Origin of the sequence: Novosphingobium sp. ZW T3_23, from assembly GCF_044987305.1 — a bacterium.
GTDB lineage: Bacteria > Pseudomonadota > Alphaproteobacteria > Sphingomonadales > Sphingomonadaceae > Novosphingobium.
In genome coordinates, this window is sequence record NZ_JBJDRF010000029.1 from 1 (window position 1) to 16,896 (window position 16,896).

Genomic DNA, 16,896 nt, shown 5'->3' on the forward strand with positions numbered 1-16,896 from the left:
TCCCAGAAGGTCCAGATGCCGCCGCGCGGATTGTGCGTGGCAATGGCATCGGTCCAGCCGTCGCCCAGCAAGCGGAAATAGGCATCGCGCGATTCCGGCTGCATGAGTGCATCGGCGGCCATGGCCGGCGGCGACCAGACGTCGTTGTCGGTGGGAATCACGTTGAAATCGCCGGTGACGATGGCTGGCACTTCCTCAGCCTTGATCGCATCCATGCGGCGGCGCAGGCGGTCCATCCAGCGCAGCTTGTAGTCGAACTTGGGCCCGGGCACCGGATTGCCGTTGGGCAGGTAGATGCAGACCACTCGCAGGCCGAAGACGTTCGCCTCTAGGTAGCGCGAGTGTTCGTCCTCGGGCTCTCCGTCCAGTCCGCGCTGGACCTCGACCGGCATTTCGCCGTCTGCCAGGATGGCGACGCCGTTGAAGCCCTTCTGGCCGTGCCAGATGCCCTTGTAGCCGATCTTCTCGAACTCGGTGATCGGGAAGCCTTCGTCCTGGCTCTTGATCTCCTGGAGGCAGGCGACGGCCGGGCGGGTTTCTTCCAGCCATTCGAGCAGGCGGGGAAGCCGGGCCTTTACGCCGTTGATGTTGAACGTGGCGATCTTCTTCATACGGAGAAGCTCGAACCGCACCCACACCCTGCCGCCGCCTGCGGATTCTCGACGCGGAAGGCCGCGCCGCCGAGCGATTCGACGTAGTCCACCATGCAGCCGCTCACGAGATCGAGGCTGACCGAATCGACCACCAGCCGCACGCCATCGGTTTCCGCAACGGTATCATCCGCTTCGGGGGCATCGGCCAGACCGAACTTGTATTGGAAGCCCGAACAGCCGCCACCCTCCACCGAGAGGCGAAGAATCGCCGGCTTTCCCTGCTTTTCGGCAATGGCGGCCACGCGCGAGGCGGCCGAAGGGCTGAGTGTGACGGTTTGCTGGTCCATGCCAGCGATGTAGGCCTCCCCTGCCCCTGCGGCAAGGCGCGGGAGACGCCAGACGCCGCCAAATCGGCTTTCGAACGACGCGGCCGATCACGCCGTCTGGATATAGTCCCGCATCGCCGCCGCTTCCGATTCCACTTTTTCCAATCGGTACTTCACGATGTCGCCGATGGACACGAAGGCGATCATGCGGCCTTCCACCATCACCGGCAAGTGACGGACGCGGCGCCTGGTCATCAGCGCCAGGGCAGCCAATGCGCTGGCGGATGGCTCCACGGTGAGCGGCGGTGTGGTCATGACTTCACTGACCTGCATGCCCAGCACGCTCGGGCCGAATTCGCGCAGGCGGTAGATCAGGTCACGTTCGGAAAAGATCCCGACCAGGCTGTCTCCATCGAAGATCGGCAATGCCCCGATCCGCCGTTCGGCCAGAATCGAGGAGGCCTCGCTGACGGTGCAATCGGCCTGGCAGGTGATAACGGCCTCTCGGCCGGCGATGATCCGCTCGATCGTCATCTTCGCAATCTCCCGTATCGGGTCTTCGACCCGCTGCTCCCACGCCCTCTTCCGGGGCTTGTCCGGGCAAGGATATCACAGCCCTTGGCGATCTGCCACGAGTCCCTTGCGAGCAGGCCCGCGAAGGCGCAAATGGGCCGGATGATACCCCGTTCGCCCCTGGAGGATCCCGCGAAAGCCGCTCATGCCTGGGCGCGCTATCGCCGCATCATGCTTTACATGATGACGGTGACGGTGGCGCTGGTGATCGCTTCGGTGATCCTGCTCTATCGGTCCAACGGGATGGTTTCCGTCCACTTCTATATCGCGGCGGCGCTGGGAATCGGGTTCACGATGCTGCTGGCATCCGCCCTGATGGGGCTGGCCTTCCTTTCCAGCGGTACCGGGCACGACGAATCGATCGTCGATCCCCTCGACGACGATCAGGCCTGACCGGGAACGGCGGGTCGCAGCCGGAATTCCTCCACCGGCTGGCCGCCGATGAGATGTTGCTGGATGATCTTCTCCAGCACGTCTTCGGTGCAGGAGTGATACCAGACGCCGTCCGGCCAGACGACCGCAACGGGACCGGCGAAGCAGATGCGCAGGCAATCCGCCTTGGTACGCGCCACCCCGCCGCCGCCTTCCGCGCGCCTGGGACCATCGAGGCCCAGCTGCTTGAGGCGCTTCTTCAGATATTTCCACGAGGCCGCGCCCTGTGCCGGCGCGCAGCACTCGCCCTTCTGGGGTTCGGCGCAGATGAAGATGTGGCGCTCGATCGCATCGCCGCCGGCCTTGGCGAGCGCTTCGCTGGCCCGAGCGATGTCCGATGCGAAAGCGGTCATGGGCGGAGCATCCACGGCGCGGCGGCTTCGAGGTAGCCGGGAGTCAGCGGGGCCGGACCTTCGGGCCCGACCATGACCACGACGGTGCGTGCAAAGACCACGGGCTTGCCCTGCTGGGTCACCACCTGGATGATTTCCTGGCTGGTTCTTCCGATCCGCTCGACCGCGCCGAGGACGGTTACCGTATCGGGGTAATGCGTCTCTCCCAGGTATTCGATCGCGATGCTGGCCACCATCGTCGAGAGGCCGGGCAAGTGCCGGTGTCCGCCGGCCTGGCGAAACAGGCGCACGCGGGCATCTTCCAGCATCCCTGCCATGGCGACGTTGTTGATGTGCATGTTCATGTCGAGATCACCGAAGCGCGGTTCGATCTGACAGGAAAACGGGTAGCGCGCGGTATCGAGCAGCGCGGGATCGGGTCTGGCCATGGCTGGGAGGTAGGAAGCCGCGTGCCGATGGTCCAGTCCGAACCGCGATATCAGCCCTTCTTGCCGACGATCCGCGCGATTTCGGCAGCGACCAGGCGTTCGACCATCGGCGGCAGGTTCTTGTCCAGCCACTCGGCAAGCGCGGGTCGCAGCAATTCGCGGGTCAGGGCCTCCAGCGAAGTCTCGCCGGAGCGCACGATCTGCGGCGGAGCGCTGGGCTCCGAGAGCATCGCCAGCGCTGCCAGCGATTCCCGCATCGAGTTGCGGGTGATGTCCTGAAGCAGCGCCGGTTCGTCGGCGGTGGGTTCGTCCGGGGCCAGCTGCGCGGTTTCGGCGAGGTCGAGCACGTCGTCGTCCTCGTCCTCCAGCATGACGGCACGCAGTTCCTCGATGCCCCGACGTTGGCGTTCGGCCCTTTCGGCACGCGTATCGACGCGCGCATCGCGGGCGATCACCTGCTTGATCGACTGGAGTATCTCCTCGACCGAAGGTTCACCGCTCTGACGCATGTCGTTTTGCCCCTGCTCGCGGTCCGGGCGAATGATGAAGCCCGGACGCGACGAAATATCCGCTCCGAATCGGAGCAGCTGATCACTCTTGCGGAATGTTCCCGTCCTGCACCGGCGTGTCAACGGTGCGGGTGGATCGCGCGACCGGCTCGGGATCGTTGCCCCAGTCGAGGAACTTGCCCTTCACCCGGTCGTAATTAACCTCGGGATCGTAGAGAATCCCGCCGTCCAGGTTCAGATCGCGTGCCTCGGCCTTGCCCATCGCGGCCAGCAGGGTGAAGCCGGCGACATAGGCATTGCGCCGCGCTGTCACCAGCGTGACCTGGGCGTTCAGCAGTTCCCGCTCGGCGTCCAGGATGTCCAGGATCGTGCGGTTGCCCACCGAGTTTTCCGCGCGTACGCCTTCGAGGCTGAGCGTGGTGGCGTCGACCGCGACCTGCGAGGTGCGGATCAGGTCGTTGGAGGCGACATAGGACGTATAGGCCGAGCGGACTTGTGCGATCACGTCGCGCTCGGTGGCGATCTCCTGCTCCATCGTGGCCGAAGCGGTTGCCTGCGCCTGACGCCTCCGCGCGGCGGGAAGCCCGCCCTGAAACAGCGGGATCGACAATCGCGCCCCGGCCTGCGCGGATGAATCGCTCTGCGAAATGTTCGCGTTCACGGCACCGCGCGCCAGCGTGTTGAAGTAGTTGTTGTAGGTGCCCTGGCCGAACAGGCTCAATGTGGGCAGGCGCCCCGCACCGGCCACGTCGATGTCCTTTTCCGCCGCGCGGCTGCGCTCGCGGGCACCGATCAGGTCCGGATTGGAATCGAGCGCAATGGTGGCGGCTTCCTCCGGGCTGGCCGGCAGGCTAGGCAACGGCGGCGGTGCTTCCAGCACTTCCGGCGCATGGCCGACGAAACGGATATAGGTTTCGCGGGCACTGACCAGGTTCGCCTCGGCCGTGCGCAAGTCACCCTGCGCCACGGCCAGGCGCGATTGCGACTGGGCCACGTCGGTGCGGGTGAGGTCGCCGATCTGGAACCGGTCGCTGGTGGCCTGAAGGTTGGTTTCCAGCACGCTGACGTTCTTGCGGTTGAGCCCCACGATCGCCTCGGTGCGGATCACGTCCATATAGGCCGCGACGACTTGTGAGAACACCGATGCCTCGGTGGCGCGCAGATCGGCCTGTCCTGCCAGGACGCGGATCTTCGCCGCCTTGACGCCGTTCTTCACCGAACCGCCCGAATAGATCGGCACACCCAGCTGCCCATCAGCGGTGAAGATCTTCGACGGTGCGGTAAGCGAGTTTTCGCTTTGCTTCACGTTCCTGACGAAGGTTTCCGTCGTGCTGAGGCTTGGCAGGCCCGGTGCACGTGCGATCGGCACGCCTTCGTCGGTGGCGCGCTGCTGGGAGCGCGCGGATTCGAGCGTGGGGTTTGTCTGGTAGGCGGCAACGAGCGCATCGCGCAGGGTATCGGCCAGCGCCGGAGCGCTTGTTGCCAGTGTCAGACATCCCCCCGCGAGCAGCCCGGCACGCAACGCGAACCGGGCCATGCTCAGAAGCTCCAGTTTTTGGGAGCCGCGAATTCAGGCAGAACCGGAATCCCCATTTCGATCAGCGGCAGCAGTGAAACCGCACCGGCGGCCTTCACGCCCGATGCCAGGCGGGTCACGCCGCGCTCTACCACGCCGGTGACCACGCGGCCGCCGTCGGCCACTTGCGCGGCAAGCGCGGCGGGGAGCTGTTCGACGGCGCCGTCGATCACGAGAAGCGAATAGCCGCCCTCACCTGCCAGATCAGCAGCCTTGGCGGGATCGACGACGGCAAGCGAACCGGCCAGCGGACGCAGCAGCGCGGCAAGATAGCCGTTTTCCTCACCCACCAGCAGCACTTTGTCCTCGCCAGTGGGCGCGGCTTCGCCCAGCAACTTGCCATGGAACAGCGGTGCGGCCAGGAAGCGGCCGTTTTCGAGCGGAATCGCACGGTCGATATAGGCGGCATCGCGCATCGCGGCGGGCACGAAGTCTTCGCGAGCGATGGCGGCCATGGCGCGCAGTACCCAGGGTTCGTTGACGTCGCTGGTGCGCAGCTGGCTGACGATCATCGCGTGACGTGCTTCGGTGGCGGACCGATCCTCGGTCAGGGTCATTGCGGCCTATTCCTCATGCTAGAGCGGGAAAGGACGGCAGACGCCTGAACCCCGCAAATACGGACTTTATGCCCGGCCTTCTAGGCGAAGCGACGATTTAGGCCAAGTGGTTTGAAAGTCCTTGGTCGATCAATCGTGACGCTTTGACGATGCCGTTCCCGAATGCGCAACCGGCGGCGCGTGGAACACAAGAATTGCCGCGCGAAATGCGCTTTTGCGGAAATGTCAAAGCGCGTCTAAGGAGCGCGGCGAAAGTGCCCGAAAATGCATTTTCGGGTTCGGCACCAGCCCACGCCCCCACCCGACCTCCCACGAGTGTATCCTGTTGGGAGGTCGGGTGGGGGCGTGGGCTGGTGCCGAACAAAAATGCGCGAATGCGCATTTTTACGGTTTACGCCGCAAAATCACGCGATCCGAAAAACGGGAGCACAATTCCATGACGCAGATGGTGACGATCCGCGAAGACGACCTCATCGAGAGTGTCGCCGACGCCCTCCAGTATATCAGCTACTTCCACCCGATGGACTATATCCGCGCGCTGGGCGACGCCTACGAGGCGGAGCAAGGCCCTGCGGCCAAGGACGCCATCGCCCAGATTCTGACCAACAGCCGCATGTGTGCGGAAGGGCATCGCCCGATCTGCCAGGACACCGGCATCGTCAACGTCTTCATCGAATGGGGCCAGAACTGCCGCCTCGAATCCGAGAAGTCGCTGCAGGAAGTGGTCGATGAAGGCGTGCGCCGCGCCTACAACAATGCCGAGAACAAGCTGCGCGCCTCGGTGCTGGCAGACCCCGCCTTCACCCGCCGCAACACCAAGGACAACACGCCTTCGGTGCTCTCGGTCAGCATGGTTCCCGGCTCGAAGGTCTCGGTGGACGTCGCGGCCAAAGGCGGCGGCTCGGAGAACAAGTCCAAGTTCAAGATGATGAATCCCAGCGATTCCATCGTCGATTGGGTGATCGAGATGCTGCCGCAGATGGGCGCCGGCTGGTGCCCGCCGGGCATGCTGGGCATCGGCATCGGCGGCACTGCCGAGCACTGCGTCAAGCTCGCCAAGCAGAGCCTGATGGAGCCGATCGACATGGCACAGCTTAAGGCACGCGGCCCGCAGAACGATATCGAGGCACTGCGTATCGAGATCTTCGACAAGGTGAACGCGCTCGGCATCGGCGCGCAGGGCCTTGGCGGTCTGGCCACCATCCTCGACGTCAAGATCATGGACTGGCCGTGCCACGCCGCCGGCAAGCCCGTCGCCATGATCCCGAACTGCGCGGCCACCCGTCACGCGCACTTCACGCTTGACGGCTCGGGCCCGAGCTTCCTCGAAACCCCGAACCTCGACGAGTGGCCGCAGGTGGAGTGGGCTCCCGATGCAGGCGCCATTCGCGTCGACCTCGACACCCTCACCCCGGAAGTGGTCCAGAGCTGGAAGCAGGGCGATCGCCTGCTGCTGAACGGCAAGATGCTGACCGGCCGCGATGCCGCGCACAAGCGCATTGCCGACATGCTCGCCAAGGGTGAGGAACTGCCGGTCGATTTCAAGGGCCGCGTGATCTATTACGTCGGCCCGGTCGATCCGGTGCGCGAGGAAGTCGTCGGCCCCGCCGGCCCGACCACAGCGACCCGCATGGACAAGTTCTCGGACACCATGCTGGACCTCGGCCTGCTGGCCAGCATCGGCAAATCGGAACGCGGCCCCGCCGCCACCGAGTCCATCGCCAAGCACAAGTCGGCCTACCTGATGGCCGTCGGCGGCGCCGCCTACCTCGTCGCCCGCGCGATCAAGGAAGCCAAGGTCGTCGGCTTCGCGGACCTGGGCATGGAGGCGATCTACGAGTTCACCGTCAAGGACATGCCGGTGACCGTGGCGGTCGATTCCGAAGGCAAGAACGTCCACCAGCTCGCGCCGCTGGTGTGGAAGGAGAAAATCGCCAAGGAGCACCTGCTTCCGGCGTAAATCAAGCGCCGATCCGGTGGATTCGTCCGCCGGATCGGTCATCCCCTGCGGGCCGGTCCGTCGAAAGTCGATGAAAGTCGATTCCGGCTCGATCAGGGAACTGGCGCTCAGGACTTTTTTCGCGCTATCTCCTGAGGATGACGACCCCCGAGACGCCCGTTTCCAACCAGCCGCGTGTGCCTGCGCGGCTTGTCCTGCTGTCGCTTGCCGCACTCTGGGCCTGTTACTTCGTCGTCGCCTCATTGCGCGGCGTTGCGATGGGCTACGACATGTTCTGGCCCATGGTCTCGCGCCGGCTGACGATCTGTATCCTGTCGATGTTGCTGATGGCGGCGGTCTGGCCCTTGCTGCAACTGCTCGATCGCAGGTCTGCGGGCGCGCGTTTCGTGGTGGTGCTGGTCGGCGCTCTGCCGCTTTCGATCGCGCTGATGCTGATCAACGACGCCATCTTCGCCGACATGAATGCGGCCAAGGAGCATCACTACGAGCAGCAGGAGGGCAAGGGGTCCGATAAGGAATCTGGCAACGTCCGGATCAGCCGCGACGATGCGGGCAATATTCTCGTCGACCTGCCCAAGGGTATGGTGCCCCGGCCCGACGCCAGCGAATCCTCCGCCGCCGCCGCTGAGGATAGCATTCCGGCATCCGCGCAGAAGCCCGAATCGGTAATCACGGTCTATACCGAAAAGATGTTCGGGGACGATTACGAGGACTGGGCGAGCAAGGCCGACACCGCGTTCGGCCGTTACTTTCTGGTGCTGGCCTGGGCCGCGCTCTACTTCGCGCTGGTGAAGGCGGAGGAAGCGCGGGCTGCGGAGTGGCGCGAGGGTGAGTATCGCCGCGCTGCACAGGCCGCCGAACTGCGATCGCTGCGCTATCAGGTCAATCCGCACTTCCTGTTCAACACGCTCAATTCGCTCTCGGCGCTGGTGATGATCGGCAAGCAGGACGATGCCGAGAAGATGATCCAGAACCTTTCGACGTTCTACCGGCGAACACTTTCCGGTGATCCTACCAACGATCTTGCACTGGTGGACGAGATCGAGTTGCAGGAACTCTATTTCGCGATAGAGGCCGTGCGGTTTCCGAATCGATTGTTAACGACGATTGATGTTGACGATTCCGTTCTTGGTGCAATGGTGCCGGGCATGATCCTGCAACCGCTTGTAGAGAATTCGGTGAAATATGCCGTCGCCGCCACCCAGAAGCCGGTGACGATTGCCGTGCGTGCGCATCGCGATGGCGACATGCTGGAATTGAGCGTGACCGACGACGGACCGGGATGCCCGGAAAACAGCGGCGGTTTCGGGATCGGCCTCAGCAACGTGCGGGACCGGCTGCGGGCGCGCTATGGCGATGCGGCCAGCATCGTGTTCGGCAAGCGTCCGGAAGGCGGCTTCGCCACGGTCTTGAGAATGCCCCTGGAGTCCGGTTTTGCCTGAATTGATTCCTGAAAACGCGCCTGTCTCGGCCCCTGTCTCTGGCGCGCCGCTGCGCGCGCTGATCGTGGACGACGAGCCGCTGGCCGTCGAACGGATGCAGGTGATCTGCTCGCGGATCGAGGGCGTATCCGTGATCGGCACGGCCAGCGACGGGCAGGCCGCGCTGCGCCTGATCGAGGCGCTTACCCCCGATCTCGTACTGCTGGACCTGACCATGCCGGAAACCGACGGCCTAACGGTCGCCCGGCGCCTTTCCGGAAAGCCGGACGCGCCGGCGGTGATCTTCGTGACCGCGCATGACGAATTCGCCGTCGAGGCCTTTGACCTCGACGCCATCGACTACGTGCTCAAGCCCGTGGCGCCGGATCGGCTGGAGCGGGCGGTGGGCCGTGTCATGTCGCGGCGGGGGGACCAGCGCACGGCGCCCACCAGCGAGTGGCTGGAGGAGTTCTGGGTGCCGCATCGCTCCGAACTGGTGCGGGTTCCCGCTGCCGACGTCGAACGGATCGATGCCGAGCGCGACTACGTGCGGCTCCATGTGCGGGGGCAGAGCTATCTGTTGCTCCAGACCATCACCAGCCTGGAAGAACGCCTGGACCCGGAGCGGTTCATCCGCATCCATCGCAGCTGCATCCTGCGCCGCGATCATGTGACCGGGCTGCGGCACGAAGGCCTGGGCGTATGGTCGGTGGAAACCGCAAGCGGCGATGCCTTGCGCATCGGCCGGACCTACCTGCCTACGGTAAAGAAAATGGCGGGCCGTTAAGGCCCTGCCCCATGGTAAAGAAAATGGCGGGCCATTAAGGCCCGCCAGGTCGTTCTCTATTATTTTTTAGGGACTTCGGGGGAGCGTTCGGCGCTCGGTTCAGTTGCCGACGGCCAGGCGCTGGGCGCTTGCCTTGTCGACCGCGCCGGCCACTTGGGCGCTCACGTCCGACCGGGCCTTGTTGTAGCAGGCGGTGGCTTCGGAGCTGCGGATACGCGATCCGGTAGTGGCGGCATCGACGTTGCAGACGTCGCGGGCGGCGGTATCGATCCGGCGCTCCAGCTTCTTCTGACCTTCGGGCGTCGAGAGGTTCAGGTCGGAATAGCGTACTTCCACATCCTTGGCGAAGGCGGGTGCGGGGGCAGTTGCGGCAGCAGCGGCACCAAGGGCAAGTCCGGCAGCGGCGGCGGCGATCAGGTTGGTCTTGAACATCGTCTCTTCCTCCTCAGGGTGAGCCGTGGGCAGAGAGTTTATCGCGTCCGGCTCGGTGAATCCTGTTTGCCCCCGAATCGCGCCCACTTCATGCGAGGCTCGACCGCCACCCGTTTCGCTTCGACGAAAGCCGGGGCCGGGGGACGAACGACGTAGGACATCGACGAACGACGTTTGTCCGGTTGGCAGTCGTCGGGAAGAAAGAGTTCCGAATCGGTAATGGATGAATCCGATCCGTTACGCGGGCTGGCTCTCTCGCCCGATCCGCGATATCTATTGTATGGACTTATGGGACTTGTGATCATCTTCTTCCTTGGCGTTCTTAACTTCGCCGCGCACAAGGCAGTGCTCGAAAGCGGGCACCGATTGCTTTCCCAGGCGCCGTGGTTCTTTCAACCCCTTGGCGGAAGGTTCAGCCTCGTCGTCGAGTTCGTGCTGCTGCTGGGCGCCATGATCGCCATTGCCGGGGGATCGGCGGTATGGTCCTGGATCTATATTCTCTATTCGGCCCTCAACGTGGCTTCGGCCTGGCTGATCTCCAGCGGTCGCGTGTGATCGGGAACTGCGATCGGGAACCCGGGCGGGTTGGATCGGTTTCTGGCGGCATGACTCAAAAGGACAGCCCCCACGCCGGATCTCGCCTCGATGCCGGGCCGACCGTCTGGTTCGTGTGCAACGCGGCAAGCGGCAGCAACGACGATGCTTCCGTGGCGCAAGTCATGGAGGCGCTGGGCGAGGCCGGCTTCCCGGTGGAGCGAACGATCCGCTTCCCGGACGAGGAGGCGCCGGCCCCCGCCGTTCTGGATGCCGCGCAGGTGGACCTTCTGGTGGTTTTCGGCGGCGACGGCACCACGCATTCCGTGGTTTCGGCGGCAAGCGGCTGGAGCGGCGCGGTGCTGGTGCTGCCGGGCGGCACGATGAACATGTTGCCCAAGCGCCTTCATGGCGATTTCCCCGCCGTCGAGATCGTCGCCCGTCTCGCCACCAACCCGTTGCAGACCACCCGGCCGACCGTCATCGCAAGCCGCCATGGCACCGGCCTGACCGGCGTGCTCGCCGGCCCCGGCACGATCTGGAACGAGGTGCGCGAAGCGATGCGCGCGGCCAGCATCGTCGATTTCGTCACCACCGCGCGCGAGGCCATCGCCTGGTCCACCAACGGGCCAAAGGTTTGCTGCGCAGAGGCCGATTGCGGCCGCGAGGAAGGCTATTCCGCCATCACCGTCACCCCGGATACGGATGGGCTGGAGGCGAACGGCTATTACGCCGAATCGCTGGCCGACTATGCCGGGCAGGGGATCGCCCTGCTGAATCGCGATTTTCGCGATGGACCCCACGATTCGCTGGGAAAGCATGCCCGGCTCAGGCTGGTATGCCCCGACGGCGAGCCGATGGGCCTGCTGATTGACGGCGAACCTTTCGATGGAGCCGCCGAGGAGGAGTTTTACCTCGCGACTTGCGAAGTCGATCTGGTAACGACGCGCAATGCTTCGTGAAAATTCCCTCTCGCCGGGCGAACCGATCCGCCTGTTCCACCTGAGCGACATACATTTCGGACTGGAAGACCAGCGCGCGATCGACTGGGCGAAGTCCTGCATCGCGCGCGAAAAGCCGCATGCGGTCGCCATCACCGGCGACCTGACGATGCGCGCCCGCCACCCGGAATTCGATGCCGCAACGCACTGGATCAAGGGGCTGGAGGTGCCGGTAACCGTGGAAGTCGGCAATCACGACATCCCCTATTTCAATCTCTACGAGCGCTTTTTCGCGCCCTACAAACGGTTTCGTGCGATCGAGAGCATGGTCGAGGCCGAACTCCATCTACCGGGCCTCGCCATCGTTCCGCTCAAGACCACGACGCGCGCGCAGTGGCAGCGCTTTCCGTGGTCGAACGGCTGGGTTACCGAAAAGGCGCTCGACGATACGCTCGCCGCCATCGATGCCCTCCCCCCTGGGACGCGGGTGCTGGTGACGGCGCACCATCCGCTGACCGAGCGTCGCGCCAGGGACAACAAGCTGCTGACCATCAATGGCACGCGGACCATGGAAGTGCTGGCCGGGCGCAAGGTCATGGCGGTACTGTCCGGGCACATCCATGACGCTTTCGATCTCACCGCCGAGACGCCCGCCGGACCGCTGCGGATGATCGGCGCCGGAACGCTGTCGAAGCGAATCCGCTCGACTCCGCCCAGCTTCAACGAGATCACCATCGACGGCGACCGGATCGTGGTGGTCGCCCGCAACCTCGAACATGTGCCGACAGCGGCCATGCAGATCGACCAGGTTCCCGAGAACGCCCTGCCCCCGCGCGAGCCGGACGAACCGGTGGCGCCGGTGGGCGCCGTGCCGCGAGTGGACCCGCCGGTGCATTAAGTCGGAAATGCGAAAGGGCCGCACCGTCGAAACGGTGCGGCCCTTTTCTTTCATCGAGACGAATATGCCGCCGCGAACCGGCGGCGGCGTTCTCTCCCGAGGCTTACTTGTAGTCGTGGCTGACGTTGCCGATGCCGTTGATCTCGCTCTTGAGGTTCGCGGGCTTGCGCACCAGCGTCACGTTGCCGATGCCGTTGATCTGCACATCGACATTGCCGGTGGCACCGATGGTCATGTTGCCCGCGCCGTTCACCCGGATCGTGGCATCCTGCACCTGCAACTTGCCGAAATCGAGGCTGCCGGCGCCGTCGGTCGTGACCGCCAGCTTCCGGACCTTGCCCGAGGCGTCGAGACTGAGCGCGCCGTTGCCGTTCACGTTCAGGCTGTCCTGATCGAGGCCGGTGAGCGTGACGTCACCCGGCGCGTCGAAGTCCAGGCCCTCGATCTCGGGGGCGGTGATCCGCACCTTCAGGCCCTTGCGGCCATGCCAGTCGCCCTTGATGGCGAGGCGGCCGTTTTCCCAGGTCAGGCGATCAACCAGCTTCTGCGGGCCGGTGACGACCATTTCAGCCTTGTCGCCCTTGGTGAAGACGAGCTGGACGGGGACGTCCATGGCCAGGCGGGCGCCGGGCTGGATCGCGAAGTTGCGGGTGATCTGCGGGCTGTTCGCGGCTTCGTCGTCGTCGCCGATGGTCCAGTTGAAGTCGCCTTCGTTCACGTCGCGGCGGAACTTGTCCCCGCCCACGACCCAGGCTGCGCTGAAGGCGACGATCGTCAGGATCACGCCGCTGGCGAATACGATGAGCAGTTTCCTGAACATCACTTGGTTCCTTTCTCTCGTGCTTCTCAGTCTTCGGGATGGATGGCGGGTTCGAGCACGCGATAGTGCAGGCGGCCGAACCACATGATGGCGTTGATGATCCAGATACTGACCAGCGTCAGCAGGGCAGCGATCGCCACGGCGGCGCTCATGGCGCCCAGACCGCCGAGGATGGCGACCAGCGCGCCTCCCGGAAAGCCGCTGAACGGCCCGGCGATCAGGATGAACCCACCGGCCAGGAATACGGCCAGCGTGGCGACGAAGAGGCCGAACATCACGCCCAGTATCGGCAGCACGATCGGCATCAGGATCAGAATGTCGATCGTGGCAAGGCCCATGAAGGCCAGGATCGCGCCCCAGGCCGACGAGGGCGAACGCGCGCTTTCCCAGTTGCGGAAACCGGCCTCGAAGCGCAGCTCGCGAGCGAGGCGGCCCGGATCGCCGAGGGCGGCGGCCACTTCCTGTTCGTTGCGACCTTCGGCGGCACCGGCTTCGAAATGCTCTTCGTAGTCGGCGACGATTTCGGCGACGACGTCCTGCGGCATGCCCTTGAGGCCGGCCTTCAGGCGCCGGATGAACTCGTTACGCGTCATGGCCGGGCTCCTCTTCGGTCGGCTTCTCAGCGGGTGCGGTAACCCTGCCGTCGAGCAATCCGTCGACAGCGGCGGTGAAGCCGCGCCATTCCTCTGCCTGTTCGGCAAGGCGGCTGCGGCCGGTATCGGTGATGCGGTAATACTTGCGCGGCGGGCCTGAGGGCGATTCCTCAAGATAGGTGGCTACAAGGCCATCCGACTGCATGCGGCGCATCAGCGGATAGATCGTGCCTTCCCCCATATCGACCGCGGCGGCCATGCGGCTGGCGATCTCGTATGCGTAGCTATCCCCCCGCGACAGCAGAGCGAGCACGCAAAGACCGAGCACTCCCTTCTTCAGCTGTACTTCGATTTCGGACATCGAGTCATCTCCTGCGGATGAGGAGTGTATATAGACAGCTACTGTGTAACGCAAGGTACCTTGTGAAGATTGATACAGGGCGTTGGCAGATACCTTGCAACGAGAGGTATCTGGCGGTGATCGCTCTGTTAAGGGGCGAGAAACGCACAACAAAAAAGGGCCGCGGTTTCCCGCGACCCCTTTTCGTAAAGCCGAAGCTCTCGGTAAGCGAATTAACGCTTCGAGAACTGGAAGCTACGACGTGCCTTCGCACGGCCATACTTCTTACGCTCGACGACGCGCGGGTCGCGGGTAAGGAAGCCGGCAGCCTTGACGGCGGCGCGCAGGGCGGGCTCGTACTTCGAGAGAGCCTGGGCGATACCGTGCTTCACGGCGCCAGCCTGGCCCGAGAGACCGCCGCCCTTGACGGTGGCGATCACGTCGTACTGGCCGTCACGACCAGCAACCTGGAAGGTCTGGTTGATGACGAGGCGCAGGGTCGGACGTGCAAAGTACACTTCCTGGTCGCGACCGTTGATGATGACCTTGCCGGTGCCGGGCTTCACCCACACGCGGGCCACGGCGTCCTTGCGGCGGCCGGTGGCATAGGCGCGGCCGTAGGCGTCGAGCTGCTGCTCGCGCAGCGGCGCGTTCGACACGACGGGCTTGAAGGTTTCTTCCGCGGTTTCAACGGCGGCGACTTCGCCCAGGTCCTTGAGGTCGGACAGGCTCTGTACGGTTTCAGTATCGGACATTACGCGCCAACCTTGTTCTTGCGGTTCATGGAAGCGACGTCGAGCGCTTCGGGCTGGGTGCCACCGTGCGGGTGCTCGGTGCCGGCGTAGAGGTGCAGGGCACGCATCTGGTCGCGGCCCAGCGGACCACGGGGGATCATGCGCTCTACAGCCTTTTCAAGCACGCGCTCGGGGAAACGACCGGCGAGAACCTTGTCCGCGGTCACTTCCTTGATGCCGCCGGCGTAGCCGGTGTGCTTGTAGTAGGTCTTGTCGCCAAGCTTCTTGCCGGTGAACTTCACCTTCTCGGCGTTGATCACGACGACGTGGTCGCCGCAATCGACGTGCGGGGTGAAGCTCGGCTTGTGCTTGCCGCGCAGGAGGTCTGCGATGACGACCGCGAGACGGCCAACCACCAGACCCTCGGCATCGATCAGATGCCACTTCTTTTCCACCTCGGCCGGCTTGATCGACCGGGTGACCTTCGTAAGCGCCTTCATGGCTGGTCTATCCCTAATGTTCAGGTCGCGGGAGCCGAATCGATCGCTTTCACGAATCTCCGGCACCGCGGGAAGGCGGCCAAATCGTCGAATTGGGCCTTCAAGTCAAGCAGACTGCGGCTTTCCAGAGAGGTAAAATAATACCGCTAGGAGTTTAGAGCGGAGCAATGCCGGCCAGCCAGGACACGGTGCCCGGCGGCGCGGCATCGCAGCGCCAGCCCAGTACGGCGGGCTCGTCATAGGGATGAAGCTCCGCCAACCGGGCCACCGCGCGGTCCAGCAGCGCGGCATTGGTCTTGACCAGCAGGCCGAATTCGCAGGCGGTGTCCCTTGCGCCGTTCCAGACGAAGACGGAGGTCATGCCCGGCAGCAGGTTACCGCAGGCGGCAAGGCCCTCATCCAGCAGGGCATCTACTACGGAGAGCGCGCTTTGCTCATCCGGGAAGGGACACCAGGCGAGGGCAGGGGTCTGGCTGTCCCCGCTCACATTCCCAGGCCCACCTGATCGCGGCGGCCGAGGCAATGGGCGCCCCATACCGTCGCGGCAACCAGCAGCGCGCCGCAGAGCTGGTGCGCCACGGCCAGCCACAGCGCCACGCCAGACCACACGGTGAAGATTCCGAGCAGCACCTGGGTGCCGAAGGCGGAATGCACTGCAATCGATGCCAGGCGGGCATGCCGGGCCTTGAGGCGGCGGCCCATGACCACCAGCACGATGACGACCGCCCAGGCCCACCAGCGATGGACGAAGTGCGTGAGGAAGGGATCGTTGACCAGCGCGTGAAGCGCGCCGCCCGCCCATTCCACGCCTTCGGGGAAGAAGGTGCCCTGCATGAGCGGCCAGGCGTCCATGCTGAACCAGCCCATGCCCGCGACGTATCCCGAGCGCAGGCCCGCGACCATTGCGCCCATGAAGAGCTGGAAGAACAGCATGCCGAGGACCACGCCGCTGAAGCGGGTCACCCGCGCCGGAGCCTGCCCGCGGCGCAGTTCGCGAAGATCGAGCGCGGTCCAGACGAGGCCGCCCAGCGTCGTCAGCGCGACCAGCAGGTGCGCGGCGAGGCGGAAGTGATTCACCCGGTCTGCCGCCTCCGGGGTGAGGCCGGAGGACACCATCCACCAGCCCACCACGCCCTGGAGCCCACCCAGCGCCAGCAGTGCGACCAGGCGCGGCTTGTAGCCCAGCGGAATCGTGCGCTTGAACCAGAACCACGCGAGCGGCAGCGCGAAGGCCAGGCCGATGACGCGCGCCAGCAGGCGGTGGACCCACTCCCAGAAATAGATGAATTTGTATTGCGCCAGCGACATGCCTGCCGGTCCGTTGACGTCGATATATTGCGGAATCTGCTTGTAGCGGGCGAACTCGGCCTGCCATTGCGCGTCGGTCAGCGGCGGGATCGCTCCGGTCAGCGGTTTCCACTGGGTGATCGACAGCCCGGACTCGGTCAGCCGGGTGATTCCCCCGACCGCGACGATAAGGACGACCAGCGCGGCCACGATCAGCAGCCAACGAACCATGGGGGCGATATCGTCGGCTGTGCCGAGGATGGGGCGACCGTCTGAAACTCTCATGGCGCAAATCCCTGCGA

23 protein-coding genes are annotated in these 16,896 nt (G+C 64.7%); 7 read left to right on the forward strand and 16 right to left on the reverse strand.

The genetic code is table 11. The features are described from left to right. The 3 genes from ACI3K3_RS15160 to ACI3K3_RS15170 form a co-directional block, all read right to left on the reverse strand. On the reverse strand, positions 1–611 hold a 611-nt coding region (locus ACI3K3_RS15160), incomplete at its 3' end, for an exodeoxyribonuclease III (RefSeq protein WP_404915075.1). Continuing rightward, positions 608–940, reverse strand: a complete 333-nt coding sequence (gene erpA, locus ACI3K3_RS15165) for an iron-sulfur cluster insertion protein ErpA (protein ID WP_404915077.1) — start codon at positions 938–940, stop codon at positions 608–610. The genes ACI3K3_RS15160 and erpA, both read right to left, overlap by 4 nt. A gap of 87 nt (positions 941–1,027) precedes the next feature. Then, positions 1,028–1,453 carry a CBS domain-containing protein gene (locus ACI3K3_RS15170; protein WP_404915079.1) on the reverse strand — a complete coding sequence of 142 codons (426 nt, stop codon included), beginning with the start codon at positions 1,451–1,453 and terminating at the stop codon, positions 1,028–1,030. A gap of 141 nt (positions 1,454–1,594) precedes the next feature. On the opposite strand from ACI3K3_RS15170, the gene ACI3K3_RS15175 reads away from it, so the two are divergent. Then, positions 1,595–1,885: a hypothetical protein gene (locus ACI3K3_RS15175; RefSeq protein WP_404915081.1), complete on the forward strand. Its 291-nt coding sequence runs from the start codon at positions 1,595–1,597 to the stop codon at positions 1,883–1,885. Here the strand turns inward: ACI3K3_RS15175 and ACI3K3_RS15180 are convergent. The 5 genes from ACI3K3_RS15180 to ACI3K3_RS15200 form a co-directional block, all read right to left on the reverse strand. Next, on the reverse strand, positions 1,876–2,277 hold the full coding sequence (locus ACI3K3_RS15180; RefSeq protein ID WP_404915083.1) for a (2Fe-2S) ferredoxin domain-containing protein: 402 nt from the start codon (positions 2,275–2,277) through the stop codon (positions 1,876–1,878). The genes ACI3K3_RS15175 and ACI3K3_RS15180 overlap by 10 nt on opposite strands. Further along, on the reverse strand, positions 2,274–2,705 hold the full coding sequence (locus ACI3K3_RS15185; protein WP_404915085.1) for an acyl-CoA thioesterase: 432 nt from the start codon (positions 2,703–2,705) through the stop codon (positions 2,274–2,276). Before ACI3K3_RS15185 ends, ACI3K3_RS15180 begins: the two co-directional genes overlap by 4 nt. Positions 2,706–2,755: 50 nt before the next feature. Beyond that, entirely contained in the window at positions 2,756–3,214 is a 459-nt protein-coding gene (locus ACI3K3_RS15190) for a DUF2497 domain-containing protein (protein WP_404915087.1), read from the reverse strand. Positions 3,215–3,296: 82 nt separating this feature from the next. Beyond that, positions 3,297–4,751 (reverse strand): TolC family outer membrane protein, encoded by a 1,455-nt coding sequence (locus ACI3K3_RS15195; protein ID WP_404915089.1) that lies wholly within the window; start codon positions 4,749–4,751, stop codon positions 3,297–3,299. Between the two features lie 2 nt (positions 4,752–4,753). Next, positions 4,754–5,347, reverse strand: coding sequence for a protein-L-isoaspartate O-methyltransferase family protein (locus tag ACI3K3_RS15200; protein ID WP_404915091.1), 594 nt, complete (start codon positions 5,345–5,347; stop codon positions 4,754–4,756). A gap of 436 nt (positions 5,348–5,783) precedes the next feature. On the opposite strand from ACI3K3_RS15200, the gene ACI3K3_RS15205 reads away from it, so the two are divergent. From ACI3K3_RS15205 to ACI3K3_RS15215, 3 genes are all read left to right on the forward strand, one after another. Beyond that, positions 5,784–7,307 carry a fumarate hydratase gene (locus tag ACI3K3_RS15205; protein ID WP_404915093.1) on the forward strand — a complete coding sequence of 508 codons (1,524 nt, stop codon included), beginning with the start codon at positions 5,784–5,786 and terminating at the stop codon, positions 7,305–7,307. A 137-nt stretch (positions 7,308–7,444) separates the two neighbouring features. Continuing rightward, complete coding sequence (locus tag ACI3K3_RS15210; RefSeq protein ID WP_404915095.1) at positions 7,445–8,749, forward strand: sensor histidine kinase; 1,305 nt, start codon at positions 7,445–7,447, stop codon at positions 8,747–8,749. Position 8,750: 1 nt separating this feature from the next. Then, positions 8,751–9,515, forward strand: a complete 765-nt coding sequence (locus ACI3K3_RS15215) for a LytR/AlgR family response regulator transcription factor (RefSeq protein ID WP_404915201.1) — start codon at positions 8,751–8,753, stop codon at positions 9,513–9,515. Between the two features lie 99 nt (positions 9,516–9,614). On the opposite strand, the gene ACI3K3_RS15220 is transcribed toward ACI3K3_RS15215, so the two are convergent. After that, positions 9,615–9,947, reverse strand: a complete 333-nt coding sequence (locus tag ACI3K3_RS15220) for a UrcA family protein (protein ID WP_404915097.1) — start codon at positions 9,945–9,947, stop codon at positions 9,615–9,617. A gap of 288 nt (positions 9,948–10,235) precedes the next feature. On the opposite strand from ACI3K3_RS15220, the gene ACI3K3_RS15225 reads away from it, so the two are divergent. Genes ACI3K3_RS15225 through ACI3K3_RS15235 form a run of 3 tightly spaced genes read left to right on the forward strand, consistent with a single transcriptional unit; the run spans position 10,236 to position 12,320 of the window. Next, a complete protein-coding gene (locus ACI3K3_RS15225) occupies positions 10,236–10,502 on the forward strand; it encodes a hypothetical protein (protein WP_404915099.1) in 267 nt (88 codons plus the stop codon). 50 nt (positions 10,503–10,552) lie between these two features. After that, complete coding sequence (locus ACI3K3_RS15230; protein WP_404915101.1) at positions 10,553–11,443, forward strand: diacylglycerol/lipid kinase family protein; 891 nt, start codon at positions 10,553–10,555, stop codon at positions 11,441–11,443. After that, positions 11,433–12,320 (forward strand): metallophosphoesterase family protein, encoded by an 888-nt coding sequence (locus ACI3K3_RS15235; RefSeq protein WP_404915103.1) that lies wholly within the window; start codon positions 11,433–11,435, stop codon positions 12,318–12,320. The genes ACI3K3_RS15230 and ACI3K3_RS15235 overlap by 11 nt, the downstream gene beginning before the upstream one ends. A 103-nt stretch (positions 12,321–12,423) precedes the next feature. On the opposite strand, the gene ACI3K3_RS15240 is transcribed toward ACI3K3_RS15235, so the two are convergent. The 7 genes from ACI3K3_RS15240 to ACI3K3_RS15270 all read right to left on the reverse strand — a co-directional run bounded on the left by ACI3K3_RS15240 (position 12,424) and on the right by ACI3K3_RS15270 (position 16,879). Next, positions 12,424–13,140 (reverse strand): GIN domain-containing protein, encoded by a 717-nt coding sequence (locus tag ACI3K3_RS15240; RefSeq protein WP_404915105.1) that lies wholly within the window; start codon positions 13,138–13,140, stop codon positions 12,424–12,426. Positions 13,141–13,166: 26 nt separating this feature from the next. After that, positions 13,167–13,733: a DUF1700 domain-containing protein gene (locus ACI3K3_RS15245; RefSeq protein ID WP_404915107.1), complete on the reverse strand. Its 567-nt coding sequence runs from the start codon at positions 13,731–13,733 to the stop codon at positions 13,167–13,169. After that, positions 13,723–14,094, reverse strand: coding sequence for a PadR family transcriptional regulator (locus tag ACI3K3_RS15250; protein WP_404915109.1), 372 nt, complete (start codon positions 14,092–14,094; stop codon positions 13,723–13,725). The genes ACI3K3_RS15245 and ACI3K3_RS15250 overlap by 11 nt, the downstream gene beginning before the upstream one ends. Positions 14,095–14,306: 212 nt before the next feature. Beyond that, on the reverse strand, positions 14,307–14,828 hold the full coding sequence (rpsI, locus tag ACI3K3_RS15255) for a 30S ribosomal protein S9 (protein ID WP_404915111.1): 522 nt from the start codon (positions 14,826–14,828) through the stop codon (positions 14,307–14,309). After that, the gene (gene rplM / locus ACI3K3_RS15260) at positions 14,828–15,307 is read right to left on the reverse strand and encodes a 50S ribosomal protein L13 (protein ID WP_054442085.1); all 480 of its coding nucleotides are present in this window, start codon (positions 15,305–15,307) and stop codon (positions 14,828–14,830) included. The genes rpsI and rplM overlap by 1 nt, the downstream gene beginning before the upstream one ends. Positions 15,308–15,461: 154 nt before the next feature. Further along, positions 15,462–15,794, reverse strand: a complete 333-nt coding sequence (gene cutA / locus ACI3K3_RS15265; RefSeq protein ID WP_404915113.1) for a divalent-cation tolerance protein CutA — start codon at positions 15,792–15,794, stop codon at positions 15,462–15,464. Continuing rightward, complete coding sequence (locus ACI3K3_RS15270) at positions 15,791–16,879, reverse strand: COX15/CtaA family protein (protein WP_404915115.1); 1,089 nt, start codon at positions 16,877–16,879, stop codon at positions 15,791–15,793. The genes cutA and ACI3K3_RS15270 overlap by 4 nt, the downstream gene beginning before the upstream one ends. Positions 16,880–16,896: the final 17 nt, after the last annotated feature.

Coding starts and splice junctions, on each gene's coding strand:
- erpA (WP_404915077.1), bottom strand. CDS start 940: ATGGACCAGCAAACCGTCACACTCAGCCCTTCGGCCGCCTCGCGCGTG.
- ACI3K3_RS15170 (WP_404915079.1), bottom strand. CDS start 1,453: ATGACGATCGAGCGGATCATCGCCGGCCGAGAGGCCGTTATCACCTGC.
- ACI3K3_RS15175 (WP_404915081.1), top strand. CDS start 1,595: ATGATACCCCGTTCGCCCCTGGAGGATCCCGCGAAAGCCGCTCATGCC.
- ACI3K3_RS15180 (WP_404915083.1), bottom strand. CDS start 2,277: ATGACCGCTTTCGCATCGGACATCGCTCGGGCCAGCGAAGCGCTCGCC.
- ACI3K3_RS15185 (WP_404915085.1), bottom strand. CDS start 2,705: ATGGCCAGACCCGATCCCGCGCTGCTCGATACCGCGCGCTACCCGTTT.
- ACI3K3_RS15190 (WP_404915087.1), bottom strand. CDS start 3,214: ATGCGTCAGAGCGGTGAACCTTCGGTCGAGGAGATACTCCAGTCGATC.
- ACI3K3_RS15195 (WP_404915089.1), bottom strand. CDS start 4,751: ATGGCCCGGTTCGCGTTGCGTGCCGGGCTGCTCGCGGGGGGATGTCTG.
- ACI3K3_RS15200 (WP_404915091.1), bottom strand. CDS start 5,347: ATGACCCTGACCGAGGATCGGTCCGCCACCGAAGCACGTCACGCGATG.
- ACI3K3_RS15205 (WP_404915093.1), top strand. CDS start 5,784: ATGACGCAGATGGTGACGATCCGCGAAGACGACCTCATCGAGAGTGTC.
- ACI3K3_RS15210 (WP_404915095.1), top strand. CDS start 7,445: ATGACGACCCCCGAGACGCCCGTTTCCAACCAGCCGCGTGTGCCTGCG.
- ACI3K3_RS15220 (WP_404915097.1), bottom strand. CDS start 9,947: ATGTTCAAGACCAACCTGATCGCCGCCGCCGCTGCCGGACTTGCCCTT.
- ACI3K3_RS15225 (WP_404915099.1), top strand. CDS start 10,236: ATGGGACTTGTGATCATCTTCTTCCTTGGCGTTCTTAACTTCGCCGCG.
- ACI3K3_RS15230 (WP_404915101.1), top strand. CDS start 10,553: ATGACTCAAAAGGACAGCCCCCACGCCGGATCTCGCCTCGATGCCGGG.
- ACI3K3_RS15235 (WP_404915103.1), top strand. CDS start 11,433: ATGCTTCGTGAAAATTCCCTCTCGCCGGGCGAACCGATCCGCCTGTTC.
- ACI3K3_RS15240 (WP_404915105.1), bottom strand. CDS start 13,140: ATGTTCAGGAAACTGCTCATCGTATTCGCCAGCGGCGTGATCCTGACG.
- ACI3K3_RS15245 (WP_404915107.1), bottom strand. CDS start 13,733: ATGACGCGTAACGAGTTCATCCGGCGCCTGAAGGCCGGCCTCAAGGGC.
- ACI3K3_RS15250 (WP_404915109.1), bottom strand. CDS start 14,094: ATGTCCGAAATCGAAGTACAGCTGAAGAAGGGAGTGCTCGGTCTTTGC.
- rpsI (WP_404915111.1), bottom strand. CDS start 14,828: ATGTCCGATACTGAAACCGTACAGAGCCTGTCCGACCTCAAGGACCTG.
- rplM (WP_054442085.1), bottom strand. CDS start 15,307: ATGAAGGCGCTTACGAAGGTCACCCGGTCGATCAAGCCGGCCGAGGTG.
- ACI3K3_RS15270 (WP_404915115.1), bottom strand. CDS start 16,879: ATGAGAGTTTCAGACGGTCGCCCCATCCTCGGCACAGCCGACGATATC.